23 protein-coding genes and 1 pseudogene are annotated in these 25,138 nt (G+C 66.6%); 12 read left to right on the top strand and 12 right to left on the bottom strand.

Annotation, left to right across the window (positions count from 1 at the left end; genetic code table 11):
* Positions 1-16: 16 nt before the first annotated feature.
* From ACSQ3O_RS19805 to ACSQ3O_RS19785, 5 genes are read right to left on the bottom strand one after another with little or no spacing between them, the layout of a single operon-like run.
* A complete protein-coding gene (locus tag ACSQ3O_RS19805) occupies positions 17-727 on the bottom strand; it encodes an ABC transporter ATP-binding protein (RefSeq protein ID WP_298457704.1) in 711 nt (236 codons plus the stop codon).
* Positions 724-1,482, bottom strand: a complete 759-nt coding sequence (locus ACSQ3O_RS19800; protein WP_436140183.1) for an ABC transporter ATP-binding protein — start codon at positions 1,480-1,482, stop codon at positions 724-726. Before ACSQ3O_RS19800 ends, ACSQ3O_RS19805 begins: the two co-directional genes overlap by 4 nt.
* Positions 1,475-2,407 (bottom strand): branched-chain amino acid ABC transporter permease, encoded by a 933-nt coding sequence (locus ACSQ3O_RS19795; protein WP_436140182.1) that lies wholly within the window; start codon positions 2,405-2,407, stop codon positions 1,475-1,477. The genes ACSQ3O_RS19800 and ACSQ3O_RS19795 overlap by 8 nt, the downstream gene beginning before the upstream one ends.
* Complete coding sequence (locus ACSQ3O_RS19790; protein ID WP_436140181.1) at positions 2,404-3,282, bottom strand: branched-chain amino acid ABC transporter permease; 879 nt, start codon at positions 3,280-3,282, stop codon at positions 2,404-2,406. The genes ACSQ3O_RS19795 and ACSQ3O_RS19790 overlap by 4 nt, the downstream gene beginning before the upstream one ends.
* Positions 3,283-3,286: 4 nt before the next feature.
* Positions 3,287-4,495 (bottom strand): amino acid ABC transporter substrate-binding protein, encoded by a 1,209-nt coding sequence (locus tag ACSQ3O_RS19785; RefSeq protein ID WP_436140180.1) that lies wholly within the window; start codon positions 4,493-4,495, stop codon positions 3,287-3,289.
* 220 nt (positions 4,496-4,715) lie between these two features.
* On the opposite strand from ACSQ3O_RS19785, the gene ACSQ3O_RS19780 reads away from it, so the two are divergent.
* Together ACSQ3O_RS19780 and ACSQ3O_RS19775 are read left to right on the top strand one after the other, a co-directional pair.
* Complete coding sequence (locus ACSQ3O_RS19780) at positions 4,716-5,690, top strand: helix-turn-helix domain-containing protein (protein WP_436140179.1); 975 nt, start codon at positions 4,716-4,718, stop codon at positions 5,688-5,690.
* A pseudogene (locus ACSQ3O_RS19775) lies at positions 5,687-5,834 on the top strand (ABC transporter permease); the annotation flags it as partial. The gene ACSQ3O_RS19780 and the pseudogene ACSQ3O_RS19775, both read left to right, overlap by 4 nt.
* Before the next feature lie 76 nt (positions 5,835-5,910).
* Here ACSQ3O_RS19775 and ACSQ3O_RS19770 read toward each other — a convergent pair.
* Positions 5,911-6,300 (bottom strand): Hsp20/alpha crystallin family protein, encoded by a 390-nt coding sequence (locus tag ACSQ3O_RS19770; RefSeq protein WP_137749609.1) that lies wholly within the window; start codon positions 6,298-6,300, stop codon positions 5,911-5,913.
* A gap of 93 nt (positions 6,301-6,393) precedes the next feature.
* On the opposite strand from ACSQ3O_RS19770, the gene ACSQ3O_RS19765 reads away from it, so the two are divergent.
* Entirely contained in the window at positions 6,394-7,740 is a 1,347-nt protein-coding gene (locus ACSQ3O_RS19765) for a branched-chain amino acid ABC transporter substrate-binding protein (RefSeq protein WP_436140178.1), read from the top strand.
* 49 nt (positions 7,741-7,789) lie between these two features.
* Here the strand turns inward: ACSQ3O_RS19765 and mltB are convergent, their stop codons facing one another.
* From mltB to ACSQ3O_RS19745, 4 genes are all read right to left on the bottom strand, one after another.
* Positions 7,790-8,872, bottom strand: a complete 1,083-nt coding sequence (gene mltB, locus ACSQ3O_RS19760) for a lytic murein transglycosylase B (RefSeq protein ID WP_436140177.1) — start codon at positions 8,870-8,872, stop codon at positions 7,790-7,792.
* A gap of 8 nt (positions 8,873-8,880) precedes the next feature.
* Positions 8,881-10,929 carry a transglutaminaseTgpA domain-containing protein gene (locus tag ACSQ3O_RS19755; RefSeq protein ID WP_436140176.1) on the bottom strand — a complete coding sequence of 683 codons (2,049 nt, stop codon included), beginning with the start codon at positions 10,927-10,929 and terminating at the stop codon, positions 8,881-8,883.
* A gap of 377 nt (positions 10,930-11,306) precedes the next feature.
* A complete protein-coding gene (locus ACSQ3O_RS19750; RefSeq protein ID WP_436140175.1) occupies positions 11,307-12,341 on the bottom strand; it encodes a DUF58 domain-containing protein in 1,035 nt (344 codons plus the stop codon).
* Positions 12,342-12,483: 142 nt separating this feature from the next.
* Positions 12,484-13,404 carry an AAA family ATPase gene (locus tag ACSQ3O_RS19745; RefSeq protein WP_436140174.1) on the bottom strand — a complete coding sequence of 307 codons (921 nt, stop codon included), beginning with the start codon at positions 13,402-13,404 and terminating at the stop codon, positions 12,484-12,486.
* A gap of 90 nt (positions 13,405-13,494) precedes the next feature.
* Between ACSQ3O_RS19745 and ACSQ3O_RS19740 the strand changes: the two genes are divergently transcribed.
* From ACSQ3O_RS19740 to ACSQ3O_RS19700, 9 genes are all read left to right on the top strand, one after another.
* A complete protein-coding gene (locus ACSQ3O_RS19740) occupies positions 13,495-14,400 on the top strand; it encodes a histone deacetylase family protein (RefSeq protein ID WP_436140173.1) in 906 nt (301 codons plus the stop codon).
* A 138-nt stretch (positions 14,401-14,538) separates the two neighbouring features.
* Positions 14,539-15,327: an enoyl-CoA hydratase gene (locus ACSQ3O_RS19735; RefSeq protein WP_436140172.1), complete on the top strand. Its 789-nt coding sequence runs from the start codon at positions 14,539-14,541 to the stop codon at positions 15,325-15,327.
* Between the two features lie 11 nt (positions 15,328-15,338).
* Positions 15,339-16,652, top strand: coding sequence for a mechanosensitive ion channel family protein (locus ACSQ3O_RS19730; RefSeq protein ID WP_436140171.1), 1,314 nt, complete (start codon positions 15,339-15,341; stop codon positions 16,650-16,652).
* A 216-nt stretch (positions 16,653-16,868) separates the two neighbouring features.
* Positions 16,869-17,618, top strand: coding sequence for an electron transfer flavoprotein subunit beta/FixA family protein (locus tag ACSQ3O_RS19725; protein ID WP_137749602.1), 750 nt, complete (start codon positions 16,869-16,871; stop codon positions 17,616-17,618).
* A complete protein-coding gene (locus ACSQ3O_RS19720; protein WP_436140170.1) occupies positions 17,619-18,551 on the top strand; it encodes an electron transfer flavoprotein subunit alpha/FixB family protein in 933 nt (310 codons plus the stop codon). It abuts the gene before it with no gap.
* An 83-nt stretch (positions 18,552-18,634) separates the two neighbouring features.
* Positions 18,635-20,425 (top strand): acyl-CoA dehydrogenase, encoded by a 1,791-nt coding sequence (locus tag ACSQ3O_RS19715; protein ID WP_436140169.1) that lies wholly within the window; start codon positions 18,635-18,637, stop codon positions 20,423-20,425.
* Between the two features lie 134 nt (positions 20,426-20,559).
* On the top strand, positions 20,560-21,513 hold the full coding sequence (locus ACSQ3O_RS19710) for an NAD(P)H-dependent flavin oxidoreductase (protein WP_436140168.1): 954 nt from the start codon (positions 20,560-20,562) through the stop codon (positions 21,511-21,513).
* A gap of 252 nt (positions 21,514-21,765) precedes the next feature.
* Positions 21,766-22,899 carry an ABC transporter substrate-binding protein gene (locus ACSQ3O_RS19705; RefSeq protein ID WP_436140167.1) on the top strand — a complete coding sequence of 378 codons (1,134 nt, stop codon included), beginning with the start codon at positions 21,766-21,768 and terminating at the stop codon, positions 22,897-22,899.
* Positions 22,900-23,080: 181 nt separating this feature from the next.
* Positions 23,081-24,199, top strand: a complete 1,119-nt coding sequence (locus tag ACSQ3O_RS19700; protein ID WP_436140166.1) for an acyltransferase family protein — start codon at positions 23,081-23,083, stop codon at positions 24,197-24,199.
* A 53-nt stretch (positions 24,200-24,252) separates the two neighbouring features.
* Here ACSQ3O_RS19700 and ACSQ3O_RS19695 read toward each other — a convergent pair whose 3' ends face one another.
* Complete coding sequence (locus ACSQ3O_RS19695; RefSeq protein ID WP_436140165.1) at positions 24,253-24,645, bottom strand: hypothetical protein; 393 nt, start codon at positions 24,643-24,645, stop codon at positions 24,253-24,255.
* Between the two features lie 74 nt (positions 24,646-24,719).
* Positions 24,720-25,133 (bottom strand): nucleoside diphosphate kinase regulator, encoded by a 414-nt coding sequence (gene rnk, locus ACSQ3O_RS19690; RefSeq protein WP_063462866.1) that lies wholly within the window; start codon positions 25,131-25,133, stop codon positions 24,720-24,722.
* Positions 25,134-25,138 lie beyond the last annotated feature (5 nt).

Here is a 25,138-nt window from a genome sequence, read left to right as displayed (position 1 = left end):
GGGGTGGAAGAGGTTTTCAGGCAACGCCGAGATAGGCCTGGCGCACTACGTCGGACTGCAGCAAATCGGACGCTGCGCCAGACGCCACGATGCGCCCGCGCTCCAGCACGTAGCCGCGCTGCGCAATCTGCAGCGCCTTGCGCACGTTCTGCTCGACCATGAGCACCGTCACGCCCTGCGCGGCAATGCGCTGCACGATGGCCAGCAGCTCATCGACCATGCGCGGCGCCAGGCCCAGCGAGGGCTCGTCCAGCATCAACAGGCGCGGGCCGCTCATCATGGCGCGGGCCACGGCCACCATCTGCTGCTCGCCGCCGCTCATGGTGCCTGCGAGCTGCGTGGCGCGCTCTTTGAGGCGCGGGAAGTCTTCGAACGCCTGGGCCAGCCGGTCGGCGCGGGTACGTGATGGCACCAGCCAGCCGCCCAGCTCCAGGTTCTCGGTTACCGTCATTTGCGGGAACAGCTGGCGGCCCTCGGCCACCAGGGCCAGGCCGCGCTGCACGCACGCGGTGGCGTTCATCGCGGGCAGGTCGCTGCCGTCCAGCGCCACGGTGCCCGTGCGCGGCAGCAGCCCGGCCAGCGCCTTGAGCAGCGTGGTCTTGCCCGCGCCGTTGGGGCCGACGATCACGGTGATGCCAGGTGCGGCCTGCAGCGACAGGTCTTGCAGCACCTGAAAGCCGTGATAGCCCGTGGTCAGGTCCTGCACGGTGAGGTGTGCGCCGCTCATGCCGTGGCTCCTTCGCTGGTGGCCGCCATTTCGTCACCCAGATAGGCCTCGATCACGTGCGGGTCACGCACCACCTCGGCGGGCGTGCCGTCGGCAATCTTGCGACCCTGGTGCAGCACCAGTACGCGCTCTACGTACTTCAGCAGCGTGGTTACCGCATGCTCGATCCACACCACCGTCAGGCCCCAGTCATCGCGCAGGCGGCGGATGCGCTGGGCCATGGCGTCCACCTCGGCCTCGGTCAGGCCTGCGGCCACCTCGTCGAGCAGCAGCAGGCGCGGGCGTGTGCCCAGGGCCATGCCGATCTCCAGCAGGCGCTGCTGCGACGGCGTCACGTCGGCGGCGGGGCGGTCGGCCAGGTGCGCGAGGCCCAGCATGGCCAGGATTTCGCCTTCGCTGCGCAGGCCCTCGGGCCCCTGGCGGTGGCGGCCTGCGAACTGCATGCCAAAGCGCACGTTGTCACGCACTGTCATGTCGGGGAACACGCGCGGCGTCTGGAAGGTGCGCGCAATGCCGTGGGCCGCATAGTGGTGCGGGCCCTTGCCGGTGAGGTTGTCGGTGCCACTCACCAGCGTGCCCGAGGTGGGGGGCTGCACGCCCGAGATGGCGTTGAAGAACGTGGTCTTGCCCGCGCCGTTGGGGCCGATGATGCCGATGAGCTCGCCCGTGTGCAGCGTGGCGCTCACGCCGTCCACGGCGGTGAGGCCACCAAAGCGCACGGTCACGGCGTCGATGGTCAACAGGGCTTCAGCCATGGTGAGCCTCCGCAGCAGGTTTGCGCCGTTGCCACAGCGTGGCCAGGCCATTGGGCAGGTACATCACGCACAAAATCAGCAGCAGGCCCAGCACCATCATGTAGCCGTAGGGCAGCTGCAGGCGCAGCGTTTCGGCCAGCAGGCTGAACACGATGGCCGCCAGGATGGGGCCGCCCAGGCTGGTGGCGCCGCCGATCAGCGCGATCAGCACCGTTTGGAAGCCGATAAAGGGGCTGAACACGGCTGCGGGTTCGATGTACGTCCAGCGCACCGCCATGGCTGCGCCCACGGCGCCTGCAAAGGCGGCGGTGATGCCAAAGCCCGCAATCTTGGCCAGGCGCGTGTCCACGCCCAGCGTCTGCGCGCGCTGCTCGTCGGCGCCAATGCCCGAGAGCGCCAGGCCAAAGCGGCTGCGCTGGATGGCAATCGCCGTGGCAATGGCACCCGCCGCAATCAGCAGCACCGTGAGGTACACCGTCTCGTTGCTGGGCACCACCGTGAGCACGCGGCCCACGGTGCCGGAGATCTGCTTTTCCACAAAGGTCACGGCGTGGCGGATCAGCTCCGTCATGCCAAAGGTGAGCACCGCAAAGTAGGTGCCGCGCAGGTGCAGCACCGCCGCGCCCATCACCACGGCTACCACAGTGGCAATCAGTGCGCCGCTCAGAATCACCAGCGGCCAGGGCAGTACGCCCAGCAGCATCGCGCTGGTATACGCACCCACACCAAAGAAGGCCGAGGTGGCCAGCGACAGGTAGCGCGTGGCGCCGCAGAACAGCGACCAGCTGGTGGCCAGCGCGATATACATCAGGCAGCTGAGCAGCACAGAGGCCATGAACTCGGACACCAGCCACGGCAGGGTGGCGACCAACGCCACCCCCGCAGCTAGCGCCAGCCAGGGCTTGTTGGAATGTAAGGAAGTCATTTTTTCGAGAAAAGTCCGTTGGGGCGCCAGATGAGCACGCCGATGAACACTGCGTAGCTCAGCAGCATCTTGAGAGAGGGGCTGCTGAAGTGCATGCCCAGCGCCTCGACCACGCCCAGCAGCAGGCCCCCGGCCAGGCTGCCCGCCAGGCTGCCGAAGCCGCCCAGCGTGATGACTATGAGCGCTGTGACGGTGTATGGCTCGCCCATCGAGGGGGAGATCTCGTAGGTCATCGACAGCAGTGCCCCCGCCACGCCCGACAGGCCCAGGCCAATGCCGAACATCATGGGGTGCAGGCGCCGCGTGTTGATGCCCACCAGCTGCGCGCCTGTGGGCGACTGCATCAGCGCCCGCACGGCCTTGCCCAGCAGTGTGAGCTTGAGCAGCGCGATCAGCCCAGCCGACAGCGCCAGTGCCACGCCAAACAGCACCAGCTTGTTCTCGGTGAAGCGCATGCCCGCGATTTGCACCGGGTCGGCCAGGTATTCATACCCGCGCAGGTCGCCGCCCCAGATCAGCAGGGCGGTGTTTTGCACCAGGAACATCAGGCCAAAGCCCACCATCAGACTGCGGGCCTCGAACACGTCCACGGTGGGCGCGCGGGCGGCCAGGCGCTTGAAGCACAGCGCATGCACCACCACGCCCAGCACAAACAGCGCGATGAAAGCCAGCGGCATCAGCAGCAGCGGCGAGATGCCCCACAGGCTGTGCGCCGACCAGGTGAGGAAGGCGCCCAGCATCAGGAACTCGCCATGCGAGATGTTCATGATGCGCATCAGCCCGTACTGCAGGTTCAGGCCCATGGCCACCAGCGCATAGATGCCGCCGGTAATGAGGCCACTGGCGACCAGTTCGGCCCAGGAAGTCAGAGACACTTTGTTATTTCCAGGCTGGTTTCGCGGTGTTCAACTGCGCCGTGGCGCGGTCCTTGGGCCAAACCACCTCGAAGTCGTTGCCCTGCCACTGGCTCACCGTGCCGGGGATGGACGCGTTCTCGCTGCCCTGGAAGCGGATGCCGCCCAGGATGGTCTTGAACTCGTTCTTGGCGATGTGCTCGCGCAGGGCCTTGCGGTCCAGGCCCGCCTTTTCCACTGCCTGCTGCAGGATTTGCAGGCCCGCCCAGGCGTGGCCGCTGGCCCAGCGGTCGGGCTCCTTGTTGAACTTCTTCACATGGGCGTCGAAGTAGGCTTTGGCCTCGGGACTGGTCTTCACGCTCCACGAGCCCATGCCGATCACGCCCTCGGTGTTGGCCTGCATCACGTTCTTGTAGAGCTGGAAGGCTGTGCCCACCGACGCGTAGAAGAACTTGGGGTTCAGGCCCACCTCGCGCGCCTGGCGGCTGGCCAGGATGGTGTCGGGCGGGTAGGTGATGCCGATGAAGGCGTCGGGGTTCTGGTCCTTGATGCCGCGCAGCACGGGGGCCAAGTCCTTCACGCCCAGCGGGTAGCTCTTGCGCTCCAGCACCTGGATGCTGGTCTTCTTGAGCGCGTTGTTCAGCGCGGCAAAGTTTTCGAGGCCAAACAGGTCGTCCATGTAGACGATGGCAATGGTCTTGACGTTGTTGGCCACCAGCATGTCCACCAGCGCGCCCATCATCTTGTCGGGCTGCTGCAGCAGCGAGAAGAAGTAGGGCAGGTTCATGTCGATCAGCTTGCGCGACAGCGCCGTGGGTGCCAGCAGCGGGTAGCCAAAGCGGTTGGCCAGCGGCGCAATGGCGAAGTTGGCGCCCGAACCCCAGGGCGGCAGAATCAGGTCCACCTTGTCGCTGCCCATCAGCTTTTCGTAGGTGCGCACGCAGGTTTCAGTCTCGCTGCGGTCGTCGTAGCCGATGAGTTCGATGGGGCGCTTGGTGCCTTTCACGCTCAGGCCCCCCGCTGCGTTCACCTGCTCGGCCCACAGCAGGTAGTTGGGCTCCTGGCTGACCTGGGCGCCGGCCGCCCAGGGGCCGGTGCGGGCGATGGCGTAGCCGATGCGCACGGGTGCCGCGCTGCTGCCTTGGGCCCACAGTTGTGGGGCCACGGCCAGGGTGCCTACCGTGGCGGCGGCCCCTTTGATCCACTGGCGCTTGGAGGGTTGGTGTGTGGTCATGGTGTGTCTCCTCGGATAGGGCCTGCGTGGTGCACGCCGTGCCAGGAATCGTAGGGAGACGGGCATCAGCGCGCTGCGCTCAGCGTGCACAAAACGCTTGCCTCAGCGTGCAGATGGCAGCGGGTTTACCCGGATTTCCCTCGGTGGCACGGGGTAACGGGGCGTCCGATAATTCGGCCGCATAACCATCAGGTTTGCGCAACCCCGCATTGGAGACACCATGGCCCATCCCTTGACCGAGGTATCCACCGACGCTGTGCCCGCGCGCGACCGCCTGCACCTGTGGGGCGATGCCGTGTGGCGCCTCATTGGCGGGCTGGAGTCCGACGCCTTTGGCGACGACGCCTTTGCGGGCCACATCACTTCAGGCCAGGCGGGCTATGTGAACCTGTGCCAGCTGAACGTGAGCCGCCACCGCGTGGTGCGTACCCCCAGCCTCATCCGGGGCAGCGACCGGGCCTACATCAAGGTGGTGGCGCAGCTGGAAGGGCGTGCCTGTTTTGAGCAGAATGGGCGCCAGGTGTGGCTGTCGCCGGGGGAGTGGAGTGTGTACGACACCACCCGCGCCTACGCGGTGAGCAACCCCGATGCCGTGCGGCAGATGGTGCTGATGATTCCCAAGGAGCAGCTGCCTGAGCGCAAGCTCAAGCTCGACGACCTCATGGTGCAGCGCTTTTCGGGCACCAGCGGTGTGTCGCGTCTGGCATGGGACACCATGCGTGCCGCCTTCTCCGAGCTTCCCACCATGTCCGACGCCGCTGCCGATGGCGTGGCCGATGTGATCACGCACCTGGTGCAGCTGTCGCTGCTGGAGCGCAATGGTCAGCAGAGTGCGCTGTCGCAGCGCGAGGCCCTGCGTGACCGCATCGTCCAGTACATCGACCGCCACCTGGGCGACCCCGACCTCACCATCGATCGCATGGCCCAGGCGCTCAATTGCAGCAAGCGGCACCTGTACAACGCGGTGGCCGACGACGACGAAACCCTGGCCGCCATGATTCAGCGCCGCCGCCTGGAGGCTTGCCTGCGCGACCTGCAGCACCCTGCCCATGCGCAGCGTTCGGTCACGGACATTGCGCTGTCCTGGGGCTTTAGCAACAGCGCGCATTTCAGTCGGGCGTTCCGTGCGCATGTGGGGTGCAGCCCCAGCGAGTACCGGGTGCGGGCTGGCCTGGGCGGCGCGCTGGCGCACTGAGGGGCGTACCGTATTTGTTCAACCCGGGGGAGTCTGCTGTCGTTCCTGTTCTCGGCCGGAATTGGTGTGGTGTTTGGCTACTTTCCGGCGCGGAGCGCGGTGCGCATGGACCCCGTCGATGCGCTGCGGCATGAGCGAGCCTGATCCACGCGGTCGTCTTAGCAAAGAAAAAGGCCCTTACCGCGCGCGATACGGGCCTTTTTTGCTATCAATCTGGTAGCTATTGGATCGTGAGCGTGGTGGCCTTGCTGGCAGGTTCCACCTTGGCCAGGGTCAGCGTCAGCACGCCGTTTTCGAGCTTGGCGCTGCTGTGGGCGGCATCGATGTCGGCGGCCAGCTCCCAGGCGCGCTGCACTTGGCGCGGGGCGCCTTCCACACTCTGCAGGCGCACCACATTGCCTTCGATGCTGATCGAGAGCTGCTCGCGGGCCAGGCCGGGCACGTCCAGCTGCAAGGTGGTGGCCTTGTCGTCCTGCGTGACGGTGCAGCCTGCGGAACCGGCTGCAGCGGGCTCTGCCAGTGCGCCCATCAGAAAACGCTGCAGCGCAAGGTCGGCAGAACGGGGGGCCTGGGCGTAGGCGGCGCGGCGGATCACAGGGGCGAAGATCATGGGTAACTCCTATAAACTGCGCGGCTCTCGACGTGGTCGCCGCATGCCAAGGAGTTGTGTACGCCCGCGTCGCTTTTCAAGGGAAAAAGTGGCATGAATAAATTGCAAGCCGTGGGCTTGAAATCGGGCGCAGCAGCATTACGTCACACCGCTTGGGCCGCTGCTTTGGCAGCGGCGGGCGCCATGGCCCCCGTGTCCGCCAGCTGGGCGCAAGCCCTGGCGCCAGCCGCTGCAACCAGCCAGGCCCGGCCCGTCAAGGTGGCGCTCATCGAAAGCCTGTCGGGCGCGTTCTCCAACACGGGCGAGGCGGTCTACCGCAACGTGTACTGGGCGATGGAGCGCGTGAACGCGCGCGGCGGCGTGCAGCTGCCCGCCAGCAGCGGCGGCCCCCGCCCCCTGGTGCTGGAGCGCTATGACAGCAAGGGCCAGAACGAAGAAGCGCTGTCGGCACTGCGCGCGGCCATCGACGATGGCGCGCAGGTCATCCTGCAGGGCAATTCGTCGGCCACGGCAGCGGTGCTGATCGAGGCCATCAACAAGCACAACGAGCGCGAACCGAACAAGCGTGTGCTGTTCCTCAACTACTCGGCGGTGGACCCCATCCTTACCAACGAGAAGTGCAGCTTCTGGCACTTCCGCTTTGATGCCCATGCCGACATGCGCATGGCCGCGCTGATGGACGTGATGCGCGAGGACAAAAACCTCAAGAGCGTCTACCTCATCGGCCAGGACTACAGCTTTGGCCAGGCCGTGCTGCGCGAGGCCAGGAAGCAGTTGACCGCGCAGCGCCCCGATGTGGCCGTGGTGGGTGAAGAGCTGCACCCCATCGGCCGCGTGAAGGACTTCGCGCCCTATGCCGTGAAGATCAAGACCAGCGGCGCACAGGCCGTGGTCACTGGCAACTGGGGCAACGACCTGACCCTGCTGGTCAAGGCCGCACGCGAGGTGGGCTATGAAGGCAGCTTCTACACCTTCTACGGCAATGCGCTGGGGGCACCGGCTGCGATGGGTGACGCGGGCATCGGCAAGGTGGTGGCTGTGGCCGACTGGCTGCCCAACGTGCCAGGCGCGCAGAGCGAGGCGTTCTATCAGTCCTTCCGCGCGCGCTTCCCCAAGCCGCAGGACGACTACGTGCATATGCGCATGCAGCTCATGGTCGAGGCGCTGGCCCAGTCCATCGAGCGCGCGGGCAGCACCGACACGCTGGCCATCGCGCGGCAGATGGAGAACGCCAACGTGCAGCTCTCCGGCCAGGGCGGCAGCATGCGTGCGGCGGACCACCAGTTCCAGCAGGCGCTGGTGGTGGGCGTGATGGACAAGAAGGGCGCACCCGGCGTGAAGTTCGACGTGGAAGGCTCGGGCTACGGCTTCCGCGTGGTGCGGCAGATCCCCGCCGCCAAGGCGCAGCAGCCGCACAGCTGCACCATGCAACGGCCCTGACGGGCACTATTGGGGTGGCAGTGCTGTAGCGCAGCCGTCCTCTTGCCCCTCACTGTGCCGGGTTGCGCGCTGCGGCCACTTCGCGCCCCAGCTCAATCACCGCCATTGCGTAGTAGCTGGACCAGTTGTAGCGCGTGATGGCATAGAAGTTTTCGGTGCCTGCCACGTAGCTGGGCGCGTCGCTGCCGTTTTGCAGTTCTACCAGCGCGAGCGGGCCGGTGTGGTGTGTGCCTGCGGCGTCGAGCACGGCGCCCTTGGCCAGCATGCTGGCTGCGCTGAAGGTGGGCAGGATGTCGGGGGCGAGCAGTTCGTCCAGCTGCAGGCGTGCGGTGTCGAATTGCACGCCAAAGTGCGTGGGCATGCCGGGCGTCCAGCCGTGGCCCCGGAAATAGTTGGCCACCGAGCCGATCGCGTCGGCCGGGCTGTTGAACAGGTCCACGCGGCCGTCGCCGTCGAAGTCGATCGCGTAGCGCACCCAGCTCGATGGCATGAACTGGCCCAGGCCCATGGCCCCGGCGTAGCTGCCGCGCGGCTCGAAGGGGTCGGTGTTGCCGCGGTTGGTGAAGCTCAGGAACTGCTCCAGCTCGCGGCGGAAGAACTCTGCGCGCTCCTGGGCACGCGGGTGGGCGGAGGGGAAGTCGAACGCCAGCGTGGCCAGCGCGTCCATCACGCGGAAGTTGCCCATCTGCTGGCCGTAGATGGTCTCCACGCCGATGATGCCCACAATGGTTTCGGCGGGCACGCCGTATTCGCGCTCGGCGCGCTCCAACGCCGTCTGGTTCTGCTGCCAGAAGCGCACACCCGCACGGATGCGGATCGGCTCGACAAAGCGGCTGCGGTACACGCGCCAGTTCTTGGCCGTGCCCTTGGCGGGCGGCAGCATGAGCTTGGGCACCTGGGGCAGGAACTGTGCCTGGCCAATTGCCTGGCGCACCCATTCGCGGTCCAGGTTGCGGCGTGCGGCAAGGTCGTCGGCAAACTGCAGGGCCTCGGGGCGCGAGGCGTAGAACACCGCAGGCTGCCTGGCGCTGGTGTTTTTTGAGGGTTTTTCGGGCTTCGCGCCTGCTGGTATTGCGCAAGCAGCTATCAATAGCGTAGCAATGAGGGCAATCGATCGGTGGGTCTTCGGCATGTCCGGGGTCAAGGTTTGGGGGCTGGGGGCCAGGGCATTGTGCGGAACTCGCGCCGCAAATCGTTCAGGGCGGTTTCGGGCTGGGGCGCGTAGCGCAGGCGCTCCAGGCGCAGCAGCCAGTCGGCCACCGCCGCAGCGGGCGCGCCGAATTGTGCCTGCACCCGCTCGGCCATGGCGCGGGGGGGCAGGGTGGGCGGCAGCACCAGCCCGGCGCGGGCCAGGCGCTGGCGCGCGCGGGCCAGCAGGCGCAGCCAGGGGTCGTGCTGGCTGCGTTCCCACAGGCTCCAGGCCATGCCGCCCAGGGCCGCGAAGATGACCAGGAAGCCCAGCACCATGGTCAGGTCCTGCCAGCTGGGGGCTTCAAAGCCCAGTGCCTTGAGCAGGTCGAGCTGGCGGCTTTGGGTGTAGTTGAGCACCCACTGGTTCCAGCTGTTGTTCACGGCCTCCCACACGGCGCGCACGCTCTGGGCCAGGCCGGGGCTGAGGACGGTGCCCACAGCCGCAGCCAGCGCGCCTTGCGGGGCGCGCAGCCGCTCGAAGGCGCCGGTGCGCCCGGGGGCCACGGCGCCCGTGGGGTCCACCCGCACCCAGCCACGCCCGGCCAGCCAGACCTCGGCCCAGGCGTGGGCGTCGCTCTGGCGCACCGTCCAGAGGCCGTCCACGGGGTTGCGGTCGCCGCCCTGGTAGCCGGTCACGATGCGGGCCGGGATGTCGAGTGCGCGCATCAGCACCACAAAGGACGAGGCGATGTGTTCGCAGAACCCTTCCTTGCGGTCAAACCAGAACTCGTCGGCCGTGTGCTGGCCGTACACGCCGGGCTCCAGCGTGTAGGTGTAGCCGCCGGTGCGCAGGCTGGCCAGCGCGGCATTGACCAGGGCCTCGCCATTGTCCTGGCTGGGGTTGGGGGCGATCTTCGGGTCATTGCGCATCTGCTGGGCCAGCGCCAGCGTGCGGGGGTTGAAGCCTGCGGGCAGCTCGGTGTAGGCGCGCAGGCTGCGGGTGGGGGCGCTGGTACCATGGCTGAACTGGGGGTAGCTCTCGGCCTTGTAGCGCACCACGGCGGTGATGGGGCGGTTGGTGAGCCACTGCAGGTCCTGCGTCATGAGCGTGTCCATGCCCGAGACAGAGGGCTTGTTCACGGCCGCATCGAGCAGCATCAGCCAGGGGCGCTGGTGGGCTTCCAGGGTGACTTCGTAGCGCACGGGCTCGCCGCGCACCTGCAGGTTGGCGGCGGTGCCGGGGCTCGACTGCAGGATGTCGCCGCCGCGTGTGCCCAGTGGGTGCCACTCGACGCCGTCGAAAGCACCGAATACCGGCCCGCGAAAGTACAGCTCGTTTTGCGGCGGCGCGGCGCCGTTGGGGGTGTCAAAGCGCACCCGCATGGCCACGCTGTCGTCCAGCGCCAGTTCGGCGATGTTGCCCACCTTCATGACGCCCGACAGCCCGCTGCGCCCGGCCATGGTGTCGCTGGGCATGCCCCACAGCGGCGCCATGCGCGGAAACAGCATGAACAGCGCGGCCATGATGGGCGCGCCCAGCAGCGCCATGGTGCCGGCCGTGCGCAGTGTGAGCGCCAGCGGCGGCCGGCCCACGGGCATGTGCGCGTTGACCACAGCCGCCAGCAGCCCCAGCAGCGCCACCAGCATGGCGGCGGCGGTGAACAGCGACTGCGAGAAGAAGAAGTTGCTGAGCATCGTGAAGAAGCCCAGGAAGAACACCACCATCGCATCGCGCCGCGCGCGCAGCTCCAGCATCTTGAGCGCCAGCAGCATCACGATCAGCGTCACGCCCGCGTCGCGGCCCAGGATGGTGCGGTGTGTGTACAGCGTGCCACCCACGGCCAGGATCAGCGGAATGGCCAGCACCCAGCGTGTGGGCAGGGGCCGCCCCTTCCAGGCCAGCCAGCCGCGCCACAGCAGCAGGCTGCCCGCGAGCAGGCTGGCCCAGACGGGCAACACGTTGACCTGCGGCGCGATCACCCAGGCGATCACACACAACAGGAACAGCGTGTCGCGGGCGTCGCGGGGCAGGGCGTGGAGGGTTTGGCGCAGGGTCATGGTTGTGGGGATGGTCCCAGGCACGATGCCATTTGTTTGCTATTGAATTGGTAGCTACAAAGGCAATGTGGTCGAGCGCAGGAGGCTGTTTTGATTGTGTTTTTTATCAGTGCTTCACTGTCTGTCATTTCCGCTCCCCACTGCGCTGCGCTTCACCTGCAGCCTACGAAACTGGCGCGACCCAGCGCCAGGGCAGCCAAGCAAGGGCCGCCCCGCAGCGAGGGCTGCGTCCCCCTGCCCGCAGCGCGCAGCGCTGCGAGAGCGGGGGCTGAGCGCCGCGGCTCCAAGCCTGCCTGCGCAGGCTTGGACGGCAGCGAAGAGCGGCCGACTCTGGCGGACGCCCCGAGACTTGCAGCCGCTCAGGGGGGTGTCCTCTGTCAACACAGTGCCAGTGCCTCCAGGCAGCGCCTGCGGTGGGCGGCTCCGGTGTCGGGGGTGATCTCGGTGCCGGGCAGGCGCAGGCCGTAGTCCAGGCCCAGCCGGTCGGCCTGCAGCACCCAGGCCGTCAGGCGCGAGACGCGGGCCTCGTGGTCGGGCAGGGCGGCGCGGGCCAGGTCCAGCCACAGCTCATGGTGCTGGGCCTGCTGGGCGTCGCGGCTCACCAGGTCGTCGGTGCCGGTGGCCAGCGACTTGGCGGCCTTTTTCCACACCACCAGCTTGAGCGGGTCGCCGCGCCGGTAGGCCCGCACGCCGTCGAACTCGCCAATGCCCTGCGACGGCGCGCTGCCCGTGCCACCCGCACGGGGCTCCCCGGGGGGCAGCGGGGGCGCGGGCACCTCGGGCGCGGGGTAGACCAGCACCTCGGAAGCCGGGCGCCAGTACGTCCAGACGCGGAAGGTGCCCAGCGGGAAGCGTGTTTCTGCCGTGAGCGTGGGCACGCGGTGCAGGCCCCGGCGCGTGGGGCGGAAGGCCACCTGTACGCTGGCCTGCCCCTGGGCGGGCACGTCGGTCCAGGCCCAGTGGTGCTCGGCCTTGCCCGTGCCATGCACCGACAGCGCAATGCCGTAGCGCGGCGACTTGCGTTCGCTCGACAGCTGCAGCTCGAACGCTGTGCTCGTGCCCATGAACTGGGGCTCGGGCGCCTTCAGGTGCAGCGTCAGGCCCCGCAGGTTGGCGTGGCAGATGTGCATGCCCGCAGCCGCGCTGCCTGCTAGCAGAAAGGTGAGCAGGTAGCCCAGGTTGAGCTGGTAGTTGATGGACGCCACCAGCAGCACGACCAGCGTGAGCGCCAGCATCCAGCCCGAGCTGGTGGGCAGGATGTAGACGTTGCGCTGGGTGAGCAGCAGGGTGTCGTTCAGCGGCAGGCGCGCTTGCCACCACTTCTGGAAGCGCTTGCGAAAGGGCGTCAGCGGGCTCAGCCGGGCCAGGGCGGTACGCCAAGGCGCGGTGGGGTGGGCGGAGACGGATGTCATCTCAGGGGGCATGGTGATGTGTGTCGTTCACAGCCATCCACACTGGCGCAGTCCCAGCCAGAGACGCCAAGCAAGGGCCGCCCCGCAGCGAGGGCGTCGTCCCCCCTGGGGGAAGGCGCGAAGCGACTCAGGGGGGCTTCATTCATGGCAGGGGGACGGCGTCCACCATGGCGCGCACCTGTTCCACCGCGCCGCGCCCGGCGTCGCCCACGGGCACCAGGCGGTGCGCGATGGTTTGTGGCAACACGGCCTGCACGTCGTCGGGCGCCACATAGTCGCGCCCGCTGATGAGAGCCTGGGCCTTGGCAGCGCGCAGCATGGCAATGCCCGCGCGGGGCGATAGGCCTTGCAAAAACCAGCGGCCCGAGCGGGTGGCGGCGATCAGGTCCTGCACGTAGTTGAGCAGCGGCTCGGCCGTGTGCACGGCCTGCACCTGGCGCTGCAGCTCGGTCAGTTCGTCTGCCGACAGCAGGGGCAGCAGGCTGCTCACCATGTCGCGCCGGTCGGAGCCCGACAGCAGCAGGCGCTCGGCCGTGCGGTCGGGGTAGCCGATGGAGATGCGCATGAGGAAGCGGTCCAGCTGCGACTCGGGCAGCGCAAAGGTGCCCAGCTGGTCGTGCGGGTTCTGGGTGGCGATCACGAAGAAGGGGTGGGGCAGGGCGCGGGTTTCGCCCTCCACCGACACCTGCTTTTCCTCCATGGCTTCGAGCAGGGCGCTTTGCGTCTTGGGGCTGGCGCGGTTGATTTCGTCGGCCAGCAGCACCTGGGCGAAGACCGGGCCGGGGTGGAATACAAAGGCCTCCTTGCCGCGCTCGTACACCGACACGCCGGTCAGGTCGCTGGGCATCAGGTCGGCGGTGAACTGCACGCGCGAAAACTGCAGGCCAAAGGTGTGCGACAGGGCGTGTGCCAACGTGGTCTTGCCCACTCCAGGCACGTCTTCGATAAGCAAGTGCCCCCCCGCCAGCAGGCAGGCCACGCAGTCCTGCACCTGGGCCTGTTTGCCCACAATCACCGTGTTAAGCTGGTCCAGAAGCGATTTGATCTTGTGCTGTGCATTCATGGCGCGACGTTATCCTAAAAAATTGAGACACGGGGATTGACTGTGAGCAAGACGGGCTATTTCACCCACCGGGATTGTTGGAAGCACGAGATGGGCCCGGGGCACCCCGAATGTCCTGAACGGCTCGATGCCATCGAAGACCGTTTGCTGATCACCGGCGTGGCCGATGCACTGGAGCGCTATGAGGCGCCCGAGGCCTCGCTGGCCGACATCGAGCTGGCCCACGGCCGCATGCACATTGCGGCGCTGCGGGGCCTGTCCGACCGGCTCAATGAAGAGCTGATGGCCGGTGGCCCGAACTACGCGCAGATCGACACCGACACCTCCATCAATGCCCACACCTGGAAGGCATCGCTGCGCGCCGCCGGTGCCGCTCTGGCCGCCACCGATGCCGTGATGGCGGGCGAGGTCGAAAACGCGTTTTGCAGCGTGCGGCCCCCGGGCCACCACGCCTGCCGCGACAAGGCCATGGGGTTCTGCTTTTTCAACAACGTGGCTGTGGCCGCCAAATATGCGCTGCAGCGCTACAACCTGCAGCGGGTGGCGGTGGTGGACTTTGATGTGCACCACGGCAACGGCACCGAAGACATCCTGGCGGGCGACCCACGTGCGTTGATGGTCAGCATCTTCCAGCACCCGTTCTACCCCTACAGCGGCGACCAGGACCCGGCGCCCAACATGGTCAACGTGCCCGTGCCTGCTTACACGCGCGGCATGGATATCCGGGAGATCATCGAAATGATGTGGATGCCCCGGCTTGAAGCCTTCAAGCCGGAGATGATTTTCGTGAGTGCAGGCTTTGACGGCCACCGCGAGGACGACATGGGCCAGCTGGGCCTGACCGAGCAGGACTACGCCTGGATCACCCAGCGCGTGAAGGACGTGGCCCGCCGCTATGCCAAGGGCCGTATCGTGTCCTGCCTGGAAGGCGGCTACGTGATGGGGCCGCTGGCGCGCAGTGTGGAGAGCCACCTGCGCGTTCTCGCGGACTTGTAAGCCCCCCTGAGCCGCCTGCGGCGTCTTCCCCCCAGGGGGACGCCACCCGTGGCCTGGCAAAGCCAGCTCCACGGTGGCGCTGGCCTAGAAGCGCGCCGGTTTCGGCGATCCCGGGCCTTGCAAAACACTGGAGAAAAAATGACGACGAATTCCCCCGAATTGCTGCAAACCACCCGCGACGCCCGTGGCGTGGTCACCCTGACCCTGAATGACCCCACCCGCTTCAATGCGCTGGGCAGCGAGATGCTCGCGGCGCTGCAGCAGGCGCTGGACGGGGCGGGGCGTGACGAATCGGTGCGTGTGGTGGTGCTGGCGGCTGCGGGCAAGGCGTTTTGTGCTGGCCACAACCTCAAGGACATGGCGGCCCATCCCGATCTGGCGTACTACCAGAGGCTGTTTGCCCAGTGCAGCCGCATGATGCTGACCATCCACAAGCTCAGCGTGCCCGTGATCGCGCGTGTGCAGGGCATGGCCACGGCGGCAGGGTGCCAGCTGGTGGCGCAGTGCGACCTGGCCGTGGCGGCCGACGCGGCCAGCTTTGCCACCAGCGGCATCCACTACGGCCTGTTCTGCGCCACGCCCAGCGTGCCGTTGGTGCGCAACGTGCCTGCCAAGCGGGCGATGGAAATGCTGCTCACAGGTGACTTCATCGACGCCCCCACGGCGCTGGCGCAGGGGCTGGTGAACCGGGTGGTGCCCGCAGATGCGTTGGATGCCGAGGTGGAAAAGCTGGTGCTGTCCATCCTGCAAAAGCCGCGCGTGGCCGTGGCCATGGGCAAGGCGCTGGTGTACCAGCAGCGCGAGCTGGGCATCGATGCCGCCTACCAGCTGGCGGGCCAGGCCATGGCCACCAACATGATGGACGAGGCCGCGCAGGAAGGCGCACGCGCCTTTGCCGAAAAACGCCAGCCCAGCTGGAAGCGCTGAGGGCCGGGGCGATGGATAAACCGATGCTGGACGACGTGGGTCTGTGGGTACAGGCCTTTTTGAGCCCGACGGTGCTGGTGGAGCTGGCGGCCCTGGCGGGCTGCGTGGCGCTGGCCTGGGCGCTGGTGGCGCTGCTGCAGCGGGGGCTGCAACGGGGCGACCCGCGTTCCATCCTGTTTGGCGTACGGATCGTGGATGGAGCGCTGTTCCCGCTGCTGCTGCTGGGCCTGGCCTATGTGGCGCGCACCGCATTGCACCATTGGGTGCCGCTGGCAGCCTTCAAGGTGGCCATCCCGGTGCTGGTGGCGCTGGTGGTGATACGGATCGGCGTGAAGGTGCTGCAGGTGGCGTATCCCGATGCCGCCTGGGTGCGGCCCATCGAGCGGTCGATTTCCTGGCTGGCGTGGCTGGGCATGGTGCTCTGGGTCACGGGGCTCCTGCCGCTGGTGCTGGAGGAGCTGGACCAGATCCACTGGAAGGTGGGGGGCGCCACGCTGTCGGTGCGCACCATGATCGAAGGGGCCGTGACGGCGGGCGCCGTGCTGCTCATTGCCTTGTGGATTTCCGCCGCCATCGAGTCGCGCCTGCTGCGTTCGGCCACCGGGGCCGAGTTGTCGCTGCGCAAGGCCGTGAGCAATGCCTTGCGCGCGCTGCTGGTGTTTGTGGGCTTGATGATGGCCTTGTCGGCCGTGGGCATCGACCTGACGGCGCTGTCGGTGCTGGGCGGTGCTGTGGGTGTGGGCATTGGTTTTGGCCTGCAGAAGCTGGCCTCCAACTATGTGAGCGGCTTTGTCATCCTGGCCGAGCGCAGCATGCGCATTGGCGACAACGTGCGCGTGGACAACTTCGAAGGCCGCATCACCAACATCAATGCCCGCTACACCGTGGTGCGCTCGTCCACGGGCCGCGAATCCATCGTGCCCAACGAGATGCTGATCACCCAGCGGGTGGAGAACCTCTCGCTGGCCGACCCCCGCGTGTGGCTTTCCACCGTGGTGAGCGTGGCATATGAAAGTGATGTGGACCTGGTCACCCGCCTGCTGGGCGAGGCGGCCCTGGCCAGCAGCCGGGTGCTGCGCGATCCCGCGCCCAGTGTGGCCTTGTCGGCGTTTGGCGCCGACGGGCTGGAGTTCACCGTGGGCTTCTGGATTGCCGACCCCGAAAATGGCGCTCTGGGCCTGCGCTCGGAGATCAACCGCGCCATCCTGAGCGCCTTGCGCGCCCACCAGATCGAAATCCCGTACCCCCAGCGGGTCATGCATGTGCAGGTCGATGGAGGGTTGGCGGCGGCGATGTCGCCTCCCGCATCGGCTCCTGCGAAGTGAGGTTTGCCTGTGGTCCCGGTGCAAGGTACCGCAGGCGACAACAAACACTGGACAGCCGCCCGGCGCACTCGCCTATAATCGACAAAAAGCACGATCGTTCTTTTTTCTGATCGTGAAGTCTCTGTCCCTGTCCTGTAGCACTTTCGTTGCAGTGCGGCATAGAATGTTCCAGTTTACGTAAACGTCAATTCAACCAACTCTCTAGGAGCCGCAGCAATGAAGGTCTTGGTCCCTGTCAAGCGCGTGGTGGACTACAACGTGAAGGTCCGCGTGAAGTCGGACAACACGGGTGTGGACATCGCCAACGTGAAGATGAGCATGAACCCCTTTGACGAAATCGCCGTCGAAGAGGCCGTGCGCCTGAAAGAAAAAGGCCTGGTGACCGAAGTCATCGCTGTCTCCTGCGGCGTCGCCCAGTGCCAGGAAACCCTGCGCACCGCCATGGCCATCGGCGCCGACCGCGCCATCCTGGTCGAGACCGACGTCGAGCTGCAGCCCCTGGCCGTGGCCAAGCTGCTCAAGGCCCTGGTGGACAAGGAACAGCCCCAGCTCGTGATCCTGGGCAAGCAGGCCATTGACGACGACGCCAACCAGACCGGCCAGATGCTGGCTGCTTTGGCCGACCTGCCCCAAGCCACCAACGCCAGCAAGGTGGACCTGGCTGCCGACAAGGTCAACGTGACCCGTGAAATCGACGGCGGCCTGGAAACCCTGGCCCTGTCGCTGCCCGCCGTCATCACCACCGACCTGCGCCTGAACGAGCCCCGCTACGTCACCTTGCCCAACATCATGAAGGCCAAGAAGAAGCAGCTGGACACCGTCAAGCCTGAAGACCTCGGTGTGGACGTGACGCCCCGTCTGAAGACCCTGTCCGTGAACGAACCCGCCAAGCGGGGTGCGGGCGTGAAGGTGGCCGACGTGGCCGCTCTGGTCGAGAAACTCAAGAACGAAGCGAAGGTGATCTAAATGTCGGTACTCGTTATTGCTGAACACGACAACGCGTCCATCAAGGGCGCGACCCTGAACACCGTCACGGCCGCTGTGGCCTGCGGTGGCGACGTGCACGTGCTGGTGGCTGGCCACAACGCAGGCGCTGCTGCCGCCGCTGCTGGCCAGATCGCTGGTGTGAGCAAGGTCATCCACGCGGACGCTGCGGGCCTGGCCCACGGCCTGGCCGAAAACGTGGCTGCCCAAGTGCTGAGTATTGCCAGCAACTACAGCCACATCCTGTTCCCCGCCACCGCCAGCGGCAAGAACATTGCCCCCCGCGTGGCCGCCAAACTGGACGTGGCCCAGATCAGCGACATCACCAAGGTGGTGAGCGCCGACACCTTCGAGCGACCCATCTACGCGGGCAACGCCATCGCCACCGTGCAAAGCGCTGACGCTGTGAAGGTCGTCACCGTGCGCACCACAGGCTTTGACGCCGCAGCCGCCACCGGTGGCAGCGCCGCCGTTGAAACCGCTGCTGCCGCTGCCGATGCTGGCAAGAGCAGCTACGTGGGCAGCGAGATCGCCAAGAGCGACCGCCCCGAACTCACCGCCGCCAAGATCATCGTCTCCGGTGGCCGTGCGCTGGGCAGCAAGGAAAAGTTCGACGAAGTCATCACCCCCCTGGCCGACAAGCTGGGCGCAGCCATCGGCGCATCGCGTGCCGCAGTGGACGCGGGCTACGCGCCGAACGACCTGCAAGTGGGCCAGACCGGCAAGATCGTGGCACCGCAGCTGTACATCGCGGCCGGTATCTCGGGCGCCATCCAGCATCTGGCTGGCATGAAGGACTCCAAGGTGATCGTGGCGATCAACAAGGACCCCGAAGCCCCGATCTTCAGCGTGGCCGACTACGGCCTGGAAGCCGACCTGTTCACGGCCGTGCCGGAACTGGTGAAGGCGCTGTAAGGCGCTCTGGCCCACCAGCCGCCACAAAAGGCATCGCTTGCGATGCCTTTTTTTTGACGATTTTTGCTTTCTCGGAGACTTCAATGAGCTACACCGCCCCCGTCAAGGACATGCTGTTCGGCATCGAGCACCTGGCCAACATCGAACAGATTGCGCAGATCCCCGGCTTTGAAGACGCGGGCCTCGACACGGCCGCCGCCGTGCTGGAAGAGTGTGCCAAGTTCAATGAAGGGGTGCTGTCACCGCTCAACTGGGAAGGCGACAAGAACCCGTCGAGCTGGAAAGACGGCGTGGTCACCACCACGCCCGGCTTCAAGGATGCGTTCCGCCAGTACGGCGAAGGCGGCTGGCAAGGCCTGCAGCACCCGGCCGACTTCGGCGGCCAGGGCCTGCCCAAGACAATCGGTGCGGCCTGCATCGAGATGACCAACAGCGCCAACATGAGCTTCGCGCTGTGCCCGCTGCTCACCGACGGAGCCATTGAGGCGCTGCTCACGGCGGGCAGCGACGAGCTCAAGGCCACCTATCTTGAAAAGCTGGTGACCGGCGAGTGGACCGGCACCATGAACCTGACCGAGCCGCAGGCGGGCTCCGACCTGGCCCTGGTGCGCACGCGCGCCGAACCGCAGCCCGATGGCAGCTACAAGGTCTTCGGCACCAAGATCTTCATCACCTACGGCGAGCACGACATGGCCGCCAACATCGTGCACCTGGTGCTGGCCCGCGTGGCGGGCGCGCCCGAAGGCGTGAAGGGCATCAGCCTGTTTGTGGTGCCAAAGTTCCTGGTCAACAAGGACGGCAGCCTGGGCGCGCGCAACGATGCGCACTGCGTGAGCATCGAACACAAGCTGGGCATCAAGGCATCGCCCACGGCCGTGCTGCAGTTTGGCGACCACGGCGGTGCCGTGGGCTACTTGGTGGGCGAGGAAAACCGTGGCCTCGAATACATGTTCATCATGATGAACGCCGCGCGCTACGCCGTGGGCATGCAGGGCATCGCGATTGCCGAGCGCGCTTATCAAAAGGCCGTGCAATACGCCAAAGACCGCGTGCAAAGCCGTCCCGTGGACGGCAGCATTGCTGCCAGCGCGCCGATCATCCACCACCCGGATGTGAAGCGCATGCTCATGACCATGCGCGGCTACACCGAAGGCTGCCGCGCCATGGCCACCGTGGCCGCCGCCGCGTTCGATGCCGCGCACCACCACCCCGATGCCGACACGCGCAAGCAGAACCAGGCCTTCTACGAATTCATGGTGCCCCTGGTCAAGGGCTACAGCACCGAGATGAGCCAGGAAGTCACCAGCCTGGGCGTGCAGGTGCATGGCGGCATGGGCTTCATCGAAGAGACGGGCGCCGCGCAGTACTACCGCGACGCCAAGATCCTGACCATCTACGAAGGCACCACCGCCATCCAAGCCAACGACCTCGTGGGCCGCAAGACGGCGCGTGACGGTGGCCAGGTGGCCAAGGGCATCGCTGCGCAGATCGAGAAGACCGAAGCAGACCTGCTGGCCAGCGGCACGCCCGCAGCCCTGGCCGTGGCCAAGCGCCTGACGGCGGCGCGCAAGGCGCTGCTCGACGTGATCGACTTCGTGGCCGGCGGCACCAAGGCCCAGCCCAATGCCGTGTTCGCAGGCAGCGTGCCTTACCTGATGCTCGCGGGCAACGTGGTGGCGGGCTGGCAGCTGGCGCGCAGCCTGCTGGTGGCTCAGGACCTGTTGCAAAAGGGACAGGACCAAGCCTTCATGCGCGCAAAAATCACCACGGCGCAGTTCTACGCCGACCACATCCTGGTGAAGGCCCCCGGCCTGCGCGACAGCATTGTGGACGGCGCGGCCAGTGTGACCGAGCTGGCACTCGACGCCTTCTGAGGCGCGGTGAGCGAGCTGTGAGGAGACGCATTCCTGTAGTGCAGGATTGCTATAAAAATCATAGCTGCTAGCGCATGACCATCAGGCGGTAGCAGCCAATTTCATCCTAATTTTTTGTTCTGGAAGTTGTTGCCATGTCCAAACTGCCTCCCGTGCTGCAAAACCTGTCGCTGCCCGTCATCGGCTCGCCGCTGTTCATCATCAGCAACCCCAAGCTCGTGATCGAGCAGTGCAAGGCCGGTGTGGTGGGCTCGATGCCCGCGCTCAACGCCCGCCCTGCCGAGCTGCTCGACGAATGGCTGGCCGAGATCACCGAGACCCTGGCGGCCTACAACAAGGCCAACCCCGACAAGCCCGCCGCGCCGTTTGCCATCAACCAAATCGTGCACAAGAGCAACGACCGGCTGGAGCACGACATGCAGGTCTGCGCCAAGTACAAGGTGCCGATCATCATCACGTCGTTGGGTGCGCGCGAAGATGTGAACCAGGCCGTGCACGCCTGGGGCGGCGTGGTGCTGCACGACATCATCAACAACAAGTTCGCGCGCAAGGCGATTGAAAAAGGCGCCGACGGCCTGATCGCCGTGGCCGCGGGTGCGGGCGGCCATGCGGGCGTGAAGAGCCCGTTCGCGCTGATCCAGGAAATCCGCCAGTGGTTTGACGGCCCCGTGGCCCTGAGCGGCTCCATCGCCAGCGGCGACGCCGTGCTGGCGGCGCAGGCCATGGGCGCAGACTTCGGCTACATCGGCTCGGCCTTCATTGCCACGCACGAAGCGCGCGCCAGCGATGCGTACAAGCAGGCCATCGTCGAAGGCAGCTCGGACGACATCGTCTACAGCAACCTGTTCACCGGCGTGCATGGCAACTACCTGGCCCCATCGATTCGTGCGGCGGGCATGGATCCGGACAACCTGCCCGAGTCCGACCCGAGCAAGATGAACTTTGGCGGCGACGCCAAGAAGGCCTGGAAGGACATCTGGGGCTGCGGCCAGGGCATCGGCGCCATCAATGCAGTGACCAGCACGGCCGAGATGGTGGCTAAGCTGCGCCGCGAGTACGAAGCAGCGCGCGTGCGCCTCAAGCTGTGATGCTGCGCTGACTCCCTGTTTTCCAGCCACCACCCACGCCAGTTGCATGGCGCGACGGCGGCCCGAAAGACATCCGCTTCGCCCACCAGGCGCCTGACGCGCACGGTGGGCGAAACCGTTTCTGGCTCCCTCACGCAAGGGCAAACCCCCATAAGCCAGCCTGGGTGGCTGCAGATAATGGTGATGAAAAATAACCAAAGCAAGCCTGCTTTGGTGACGGGTTCAGCACATTCTTTGCAAGGTGGGTGCGCAATGGTTCGTTCTTTTGTGGTGCTGGTGGCGGCGTTGTGCGCTGCGGGGTGGGCCCATGCCCGCAACGAGGGTGTGACGGCCGATGAGATCCGCCTGGGCGCGTCGGCGGTGCTGTCGGGGCCGCTGGGCCCGCAGACGGCGCAGTACGGCGAGGGCTCGCGGCTCATGTTCGACGCTGTGAACGCGCAGGGCGGCGTGCACGGCCGCATGATCCGCTACACCACGCTGGACGATGGTTTTGACCCGCAAAAAGCCGTGGAGAACACCCGGCAGCTGCTGGAGGCCGACAAGGTCTTCATGGTCTACAACAGCACGGGCACGGCGCAGACGGCTGCCATCCTGCCGCTGATCAAGGAGCATCGCACGCTGCTCTTCGGGCCGGTCACGGGCGCTTCGGTGTTCCGCGAGACCTTCAATCCCCACGTATTCCATGTGCGCGCAGGCTATGCCAGCGAGGCGAGCAGGATCGTCTCGCAGATGCGGCAGCAGGGCATCAGCCGGGTGGCAGTTTTTTATCAGGAGGACGGCCTAGGCAAGACCCTGGCGGCCGAGCTGAAGAAAGCGTCGGACGACGAAAAGCTGCCCTTTGTGGCCGAGATCAAGGTAGACCCCAAGCAGCCTGACTTTGCGGCCGCAGCAGCTGCCACCGAAAAGGCGCAGCCGCAGGCCGTGATCGTGGCCACAGCGGGCACCACCTTTACCCACTACATCAAGGCCGTGCAGGCCACGGCCGCGCGGCCTGCCTACTATGGGTTCTCGGTCGCCAGCCTCGATGTGATCAACCGCGAACTCAAGGACAAGGCGCGCGGCATCATCCTCGCGCAGATCATGCCGTCCCTGCGCAACGCCACCATCCCGGTGGTGGCCGAGTACCTGAACCTGCTGCGCGCCAAGTCGCCCAATGCGCAGCCTTCTGCGTCGCAGTTCGAAGGTTTTGTGCACGCGCGGCTGCTGGTGGAGGGCCTGCGGCGCACCGGGCGCAACCTGACCACCGAATCGTTCACCAAGACCATGGAAGACGCGGGCGAAATTTCTTTTGGCCGTTTCAGCGTGAAGTATTCGCCCAAGAGCCACAACGGCTCCACCTATGTGGAGCTGGCGATCGTGGATGCGGAAGGCAGCCTGCGGTACTGAGCCCGGAAGGGGCGTGGCCGTGTGAGGCACAAGCGGGTGTCGCCACCGGCGCAGGGCGGCCACCCCCAAACCCTGCCGACAGGAGACAATAGAGGTTTTTGCCCGCTGGTGCGGCCCCCGGGGCACAGGCTTGGCCCAGGCTCTGCCCCCACACCAGCGCATCTACCGACCCCGCGCAGCCATGTCGTCTTCTCCATCCCGCACGCCCCTGATCGACATGGTCAAGGGCATGGCGTGCATCACCATCGTCTGGCACCACCTGGCCTTTTATGGCCCGATGTCCGACATCGCCCAGCCCCTGGCCCCGGCGCTGATGCCCTGGCTGTATGACTACGGGCGCATGGCGGTGCAGGTGTTTCTGGTGCTGGGTGGCTACCTGGCCGCTGCCAGTCTGGCGCCCCAGGGCGTGGCACGGTTCGACCATGCGGGCCATGTGGTGGCCAAGCGATTCGTGCGGCTGGTGGTGCCCTACGCGGTGGCGCTGCTGCTGACGGTGGTGGTGGCCGCCCTGGTGCGGCCCTGGATGCAACACCCTTCGGTGCCTGATGAACCCACCCTGTCGCAATTGCTGGCCAACGCCCTGCTGCTGCAGGACATCGTGGGCGAAGGCGCCCTGTCGGCCGGGGTCTGGTACGTGGCCATCGACTTCCAGCTGTTTGCATTGAGCGTGCTGGTCTGGGCGGGCGTTCGGGCCTTGCCAGGCGCGTGGGCCCGGCGGCACAGGGTGGTGCTGGCCCGGGTGACCATCGTGGCTGGTGTGGCCGCGTCGCTGTGGGTGTTCAACCGCATGGCCGGGCTCGATATGTGGGCGATTTATTTCTTGGGTGCTTATGGCCTGGGCATGCTGGCCTTCTGGGCTGTGCGCTCGGCCGACCCGGCGGGGTGGCTGAGTGCCATCGTGCTGCTGGGCGGGGTGGCCCTGGCGCTGGACTTCCGGGGCCGCATCCTGGTGGCGCTGGTCACGGCACTGTGCCTGGTGGCGGCGCTGCGGTCCGAGCGTGTGCGTGCCTGGGGCGGTTTTGACCCCCTGGTGCGGGTGGGGCAGATGTCCTACTCCGTCTTTCTTGTGCACTTTGCCGTGTGTTTGCTGGTTAACGGCGTGGTCAGCCATCTGTGGCCTGCGTCGCCGCTGCCCAATGCGCTGGGCATGCTGCTGGCGTTTGGGTTGTCCATCGCCGCCGGGCGCCTGCTGTACCTGCGGGTGGAGCAGCATGTGCCCACCTGGTCCACCGCCCTGCGCTGGCAAGCGGGGCTGGTGGGGGCGGGCATGCTGGTGGCCGTGTCCAGCAACTGGGGTTGACCCCTCGCTGCGTTACCACCGTCGCTGGAGCGGGGCACGGGCGGTGGAGTGGTTCAAGGGCGCTGCAGCTTGCGCTCGCGCCGCTTGCGCTGCCGGTCCAGAAACCAGGCCATGAAGGGCAGGATCAGCATCGAACCCGGAATCACCCAGATGAACAGGTAGGGGCTGACAGACGACGCCGACCGCATCACATCGCGCAGGTGGGCGCGCTCATCGGCCGTCCAGTTGCCCTGGCGGCGCTGCTGCACCAGCCAGACCACCGATCCCTTCATGGTCGCCATCTCGCGCTTGAGGCGGCTTTTTTCGCGGCTGTTGCCCGCGAGGAACGAGCAGAACCACTCGGGGGCCCGCTCCATGCGGCTTTGGAAGGCGAGGGTGGAATCCGGGTCGAACTGGTCGATGGACGGTGGCAGGTCTTGCGCGTGCGGCGGGGGCGGTGTGGTCATGGCGGCTGCCATTGTCACTGGTGGCGTGTATCGCTGCCAAGCAGCATGTTGCCCACTGCCTGGCAGCGGGGGCATCAACGATGCAATTCGCCAGCACTTTCAGGCTGGTACAGGATGTCCTTCACCCGCACCGTCATCGACTTGCCACCTGGCCCGGGCCAGGCCAGTTCGTCGCCCACGGCCAGGCCCAGCAGGGCGCTGCCCACGGGCGCAAAGATCGAGATGCGGTCGGCGGTGCCATCGGCGTCGCGGGGGTAGACCAGGGTCAGGCAGAACTCCTTGCCGGTCTCCAGGATGGAGAACTGCACGGTGGAGTTCATGGTCACCACGTTGGGGGGAATTTCTTCGGGCGGCACCACGTCCGCCCGGTCGAGCTCTGCCTGCAGATCCGCCTTGCCAGGAAATACGCTGGCCGGGATCGCGGCCAGCAGGGCTTCGATGCGGTCAACGTCGAGTGACGACAGGATGATCTGGGGCTTGCGCGCCATGGCAG

The sequence above is a fragment of the Acidovorax sp. LjRoot74 genome, from assembly GCF_964254355.1.
Taxonomy (GTDB): domain Bacteria; phylum Pseudomonadota; class Gammaproteobacteria; order Burkholderiales; family Burkholderiaceae_C; genus Acidovorax.
Note: the sequence above shows the minus strand (reverse complement) of the source record. Positions and strands in the feature narration are given on the sequence as shown.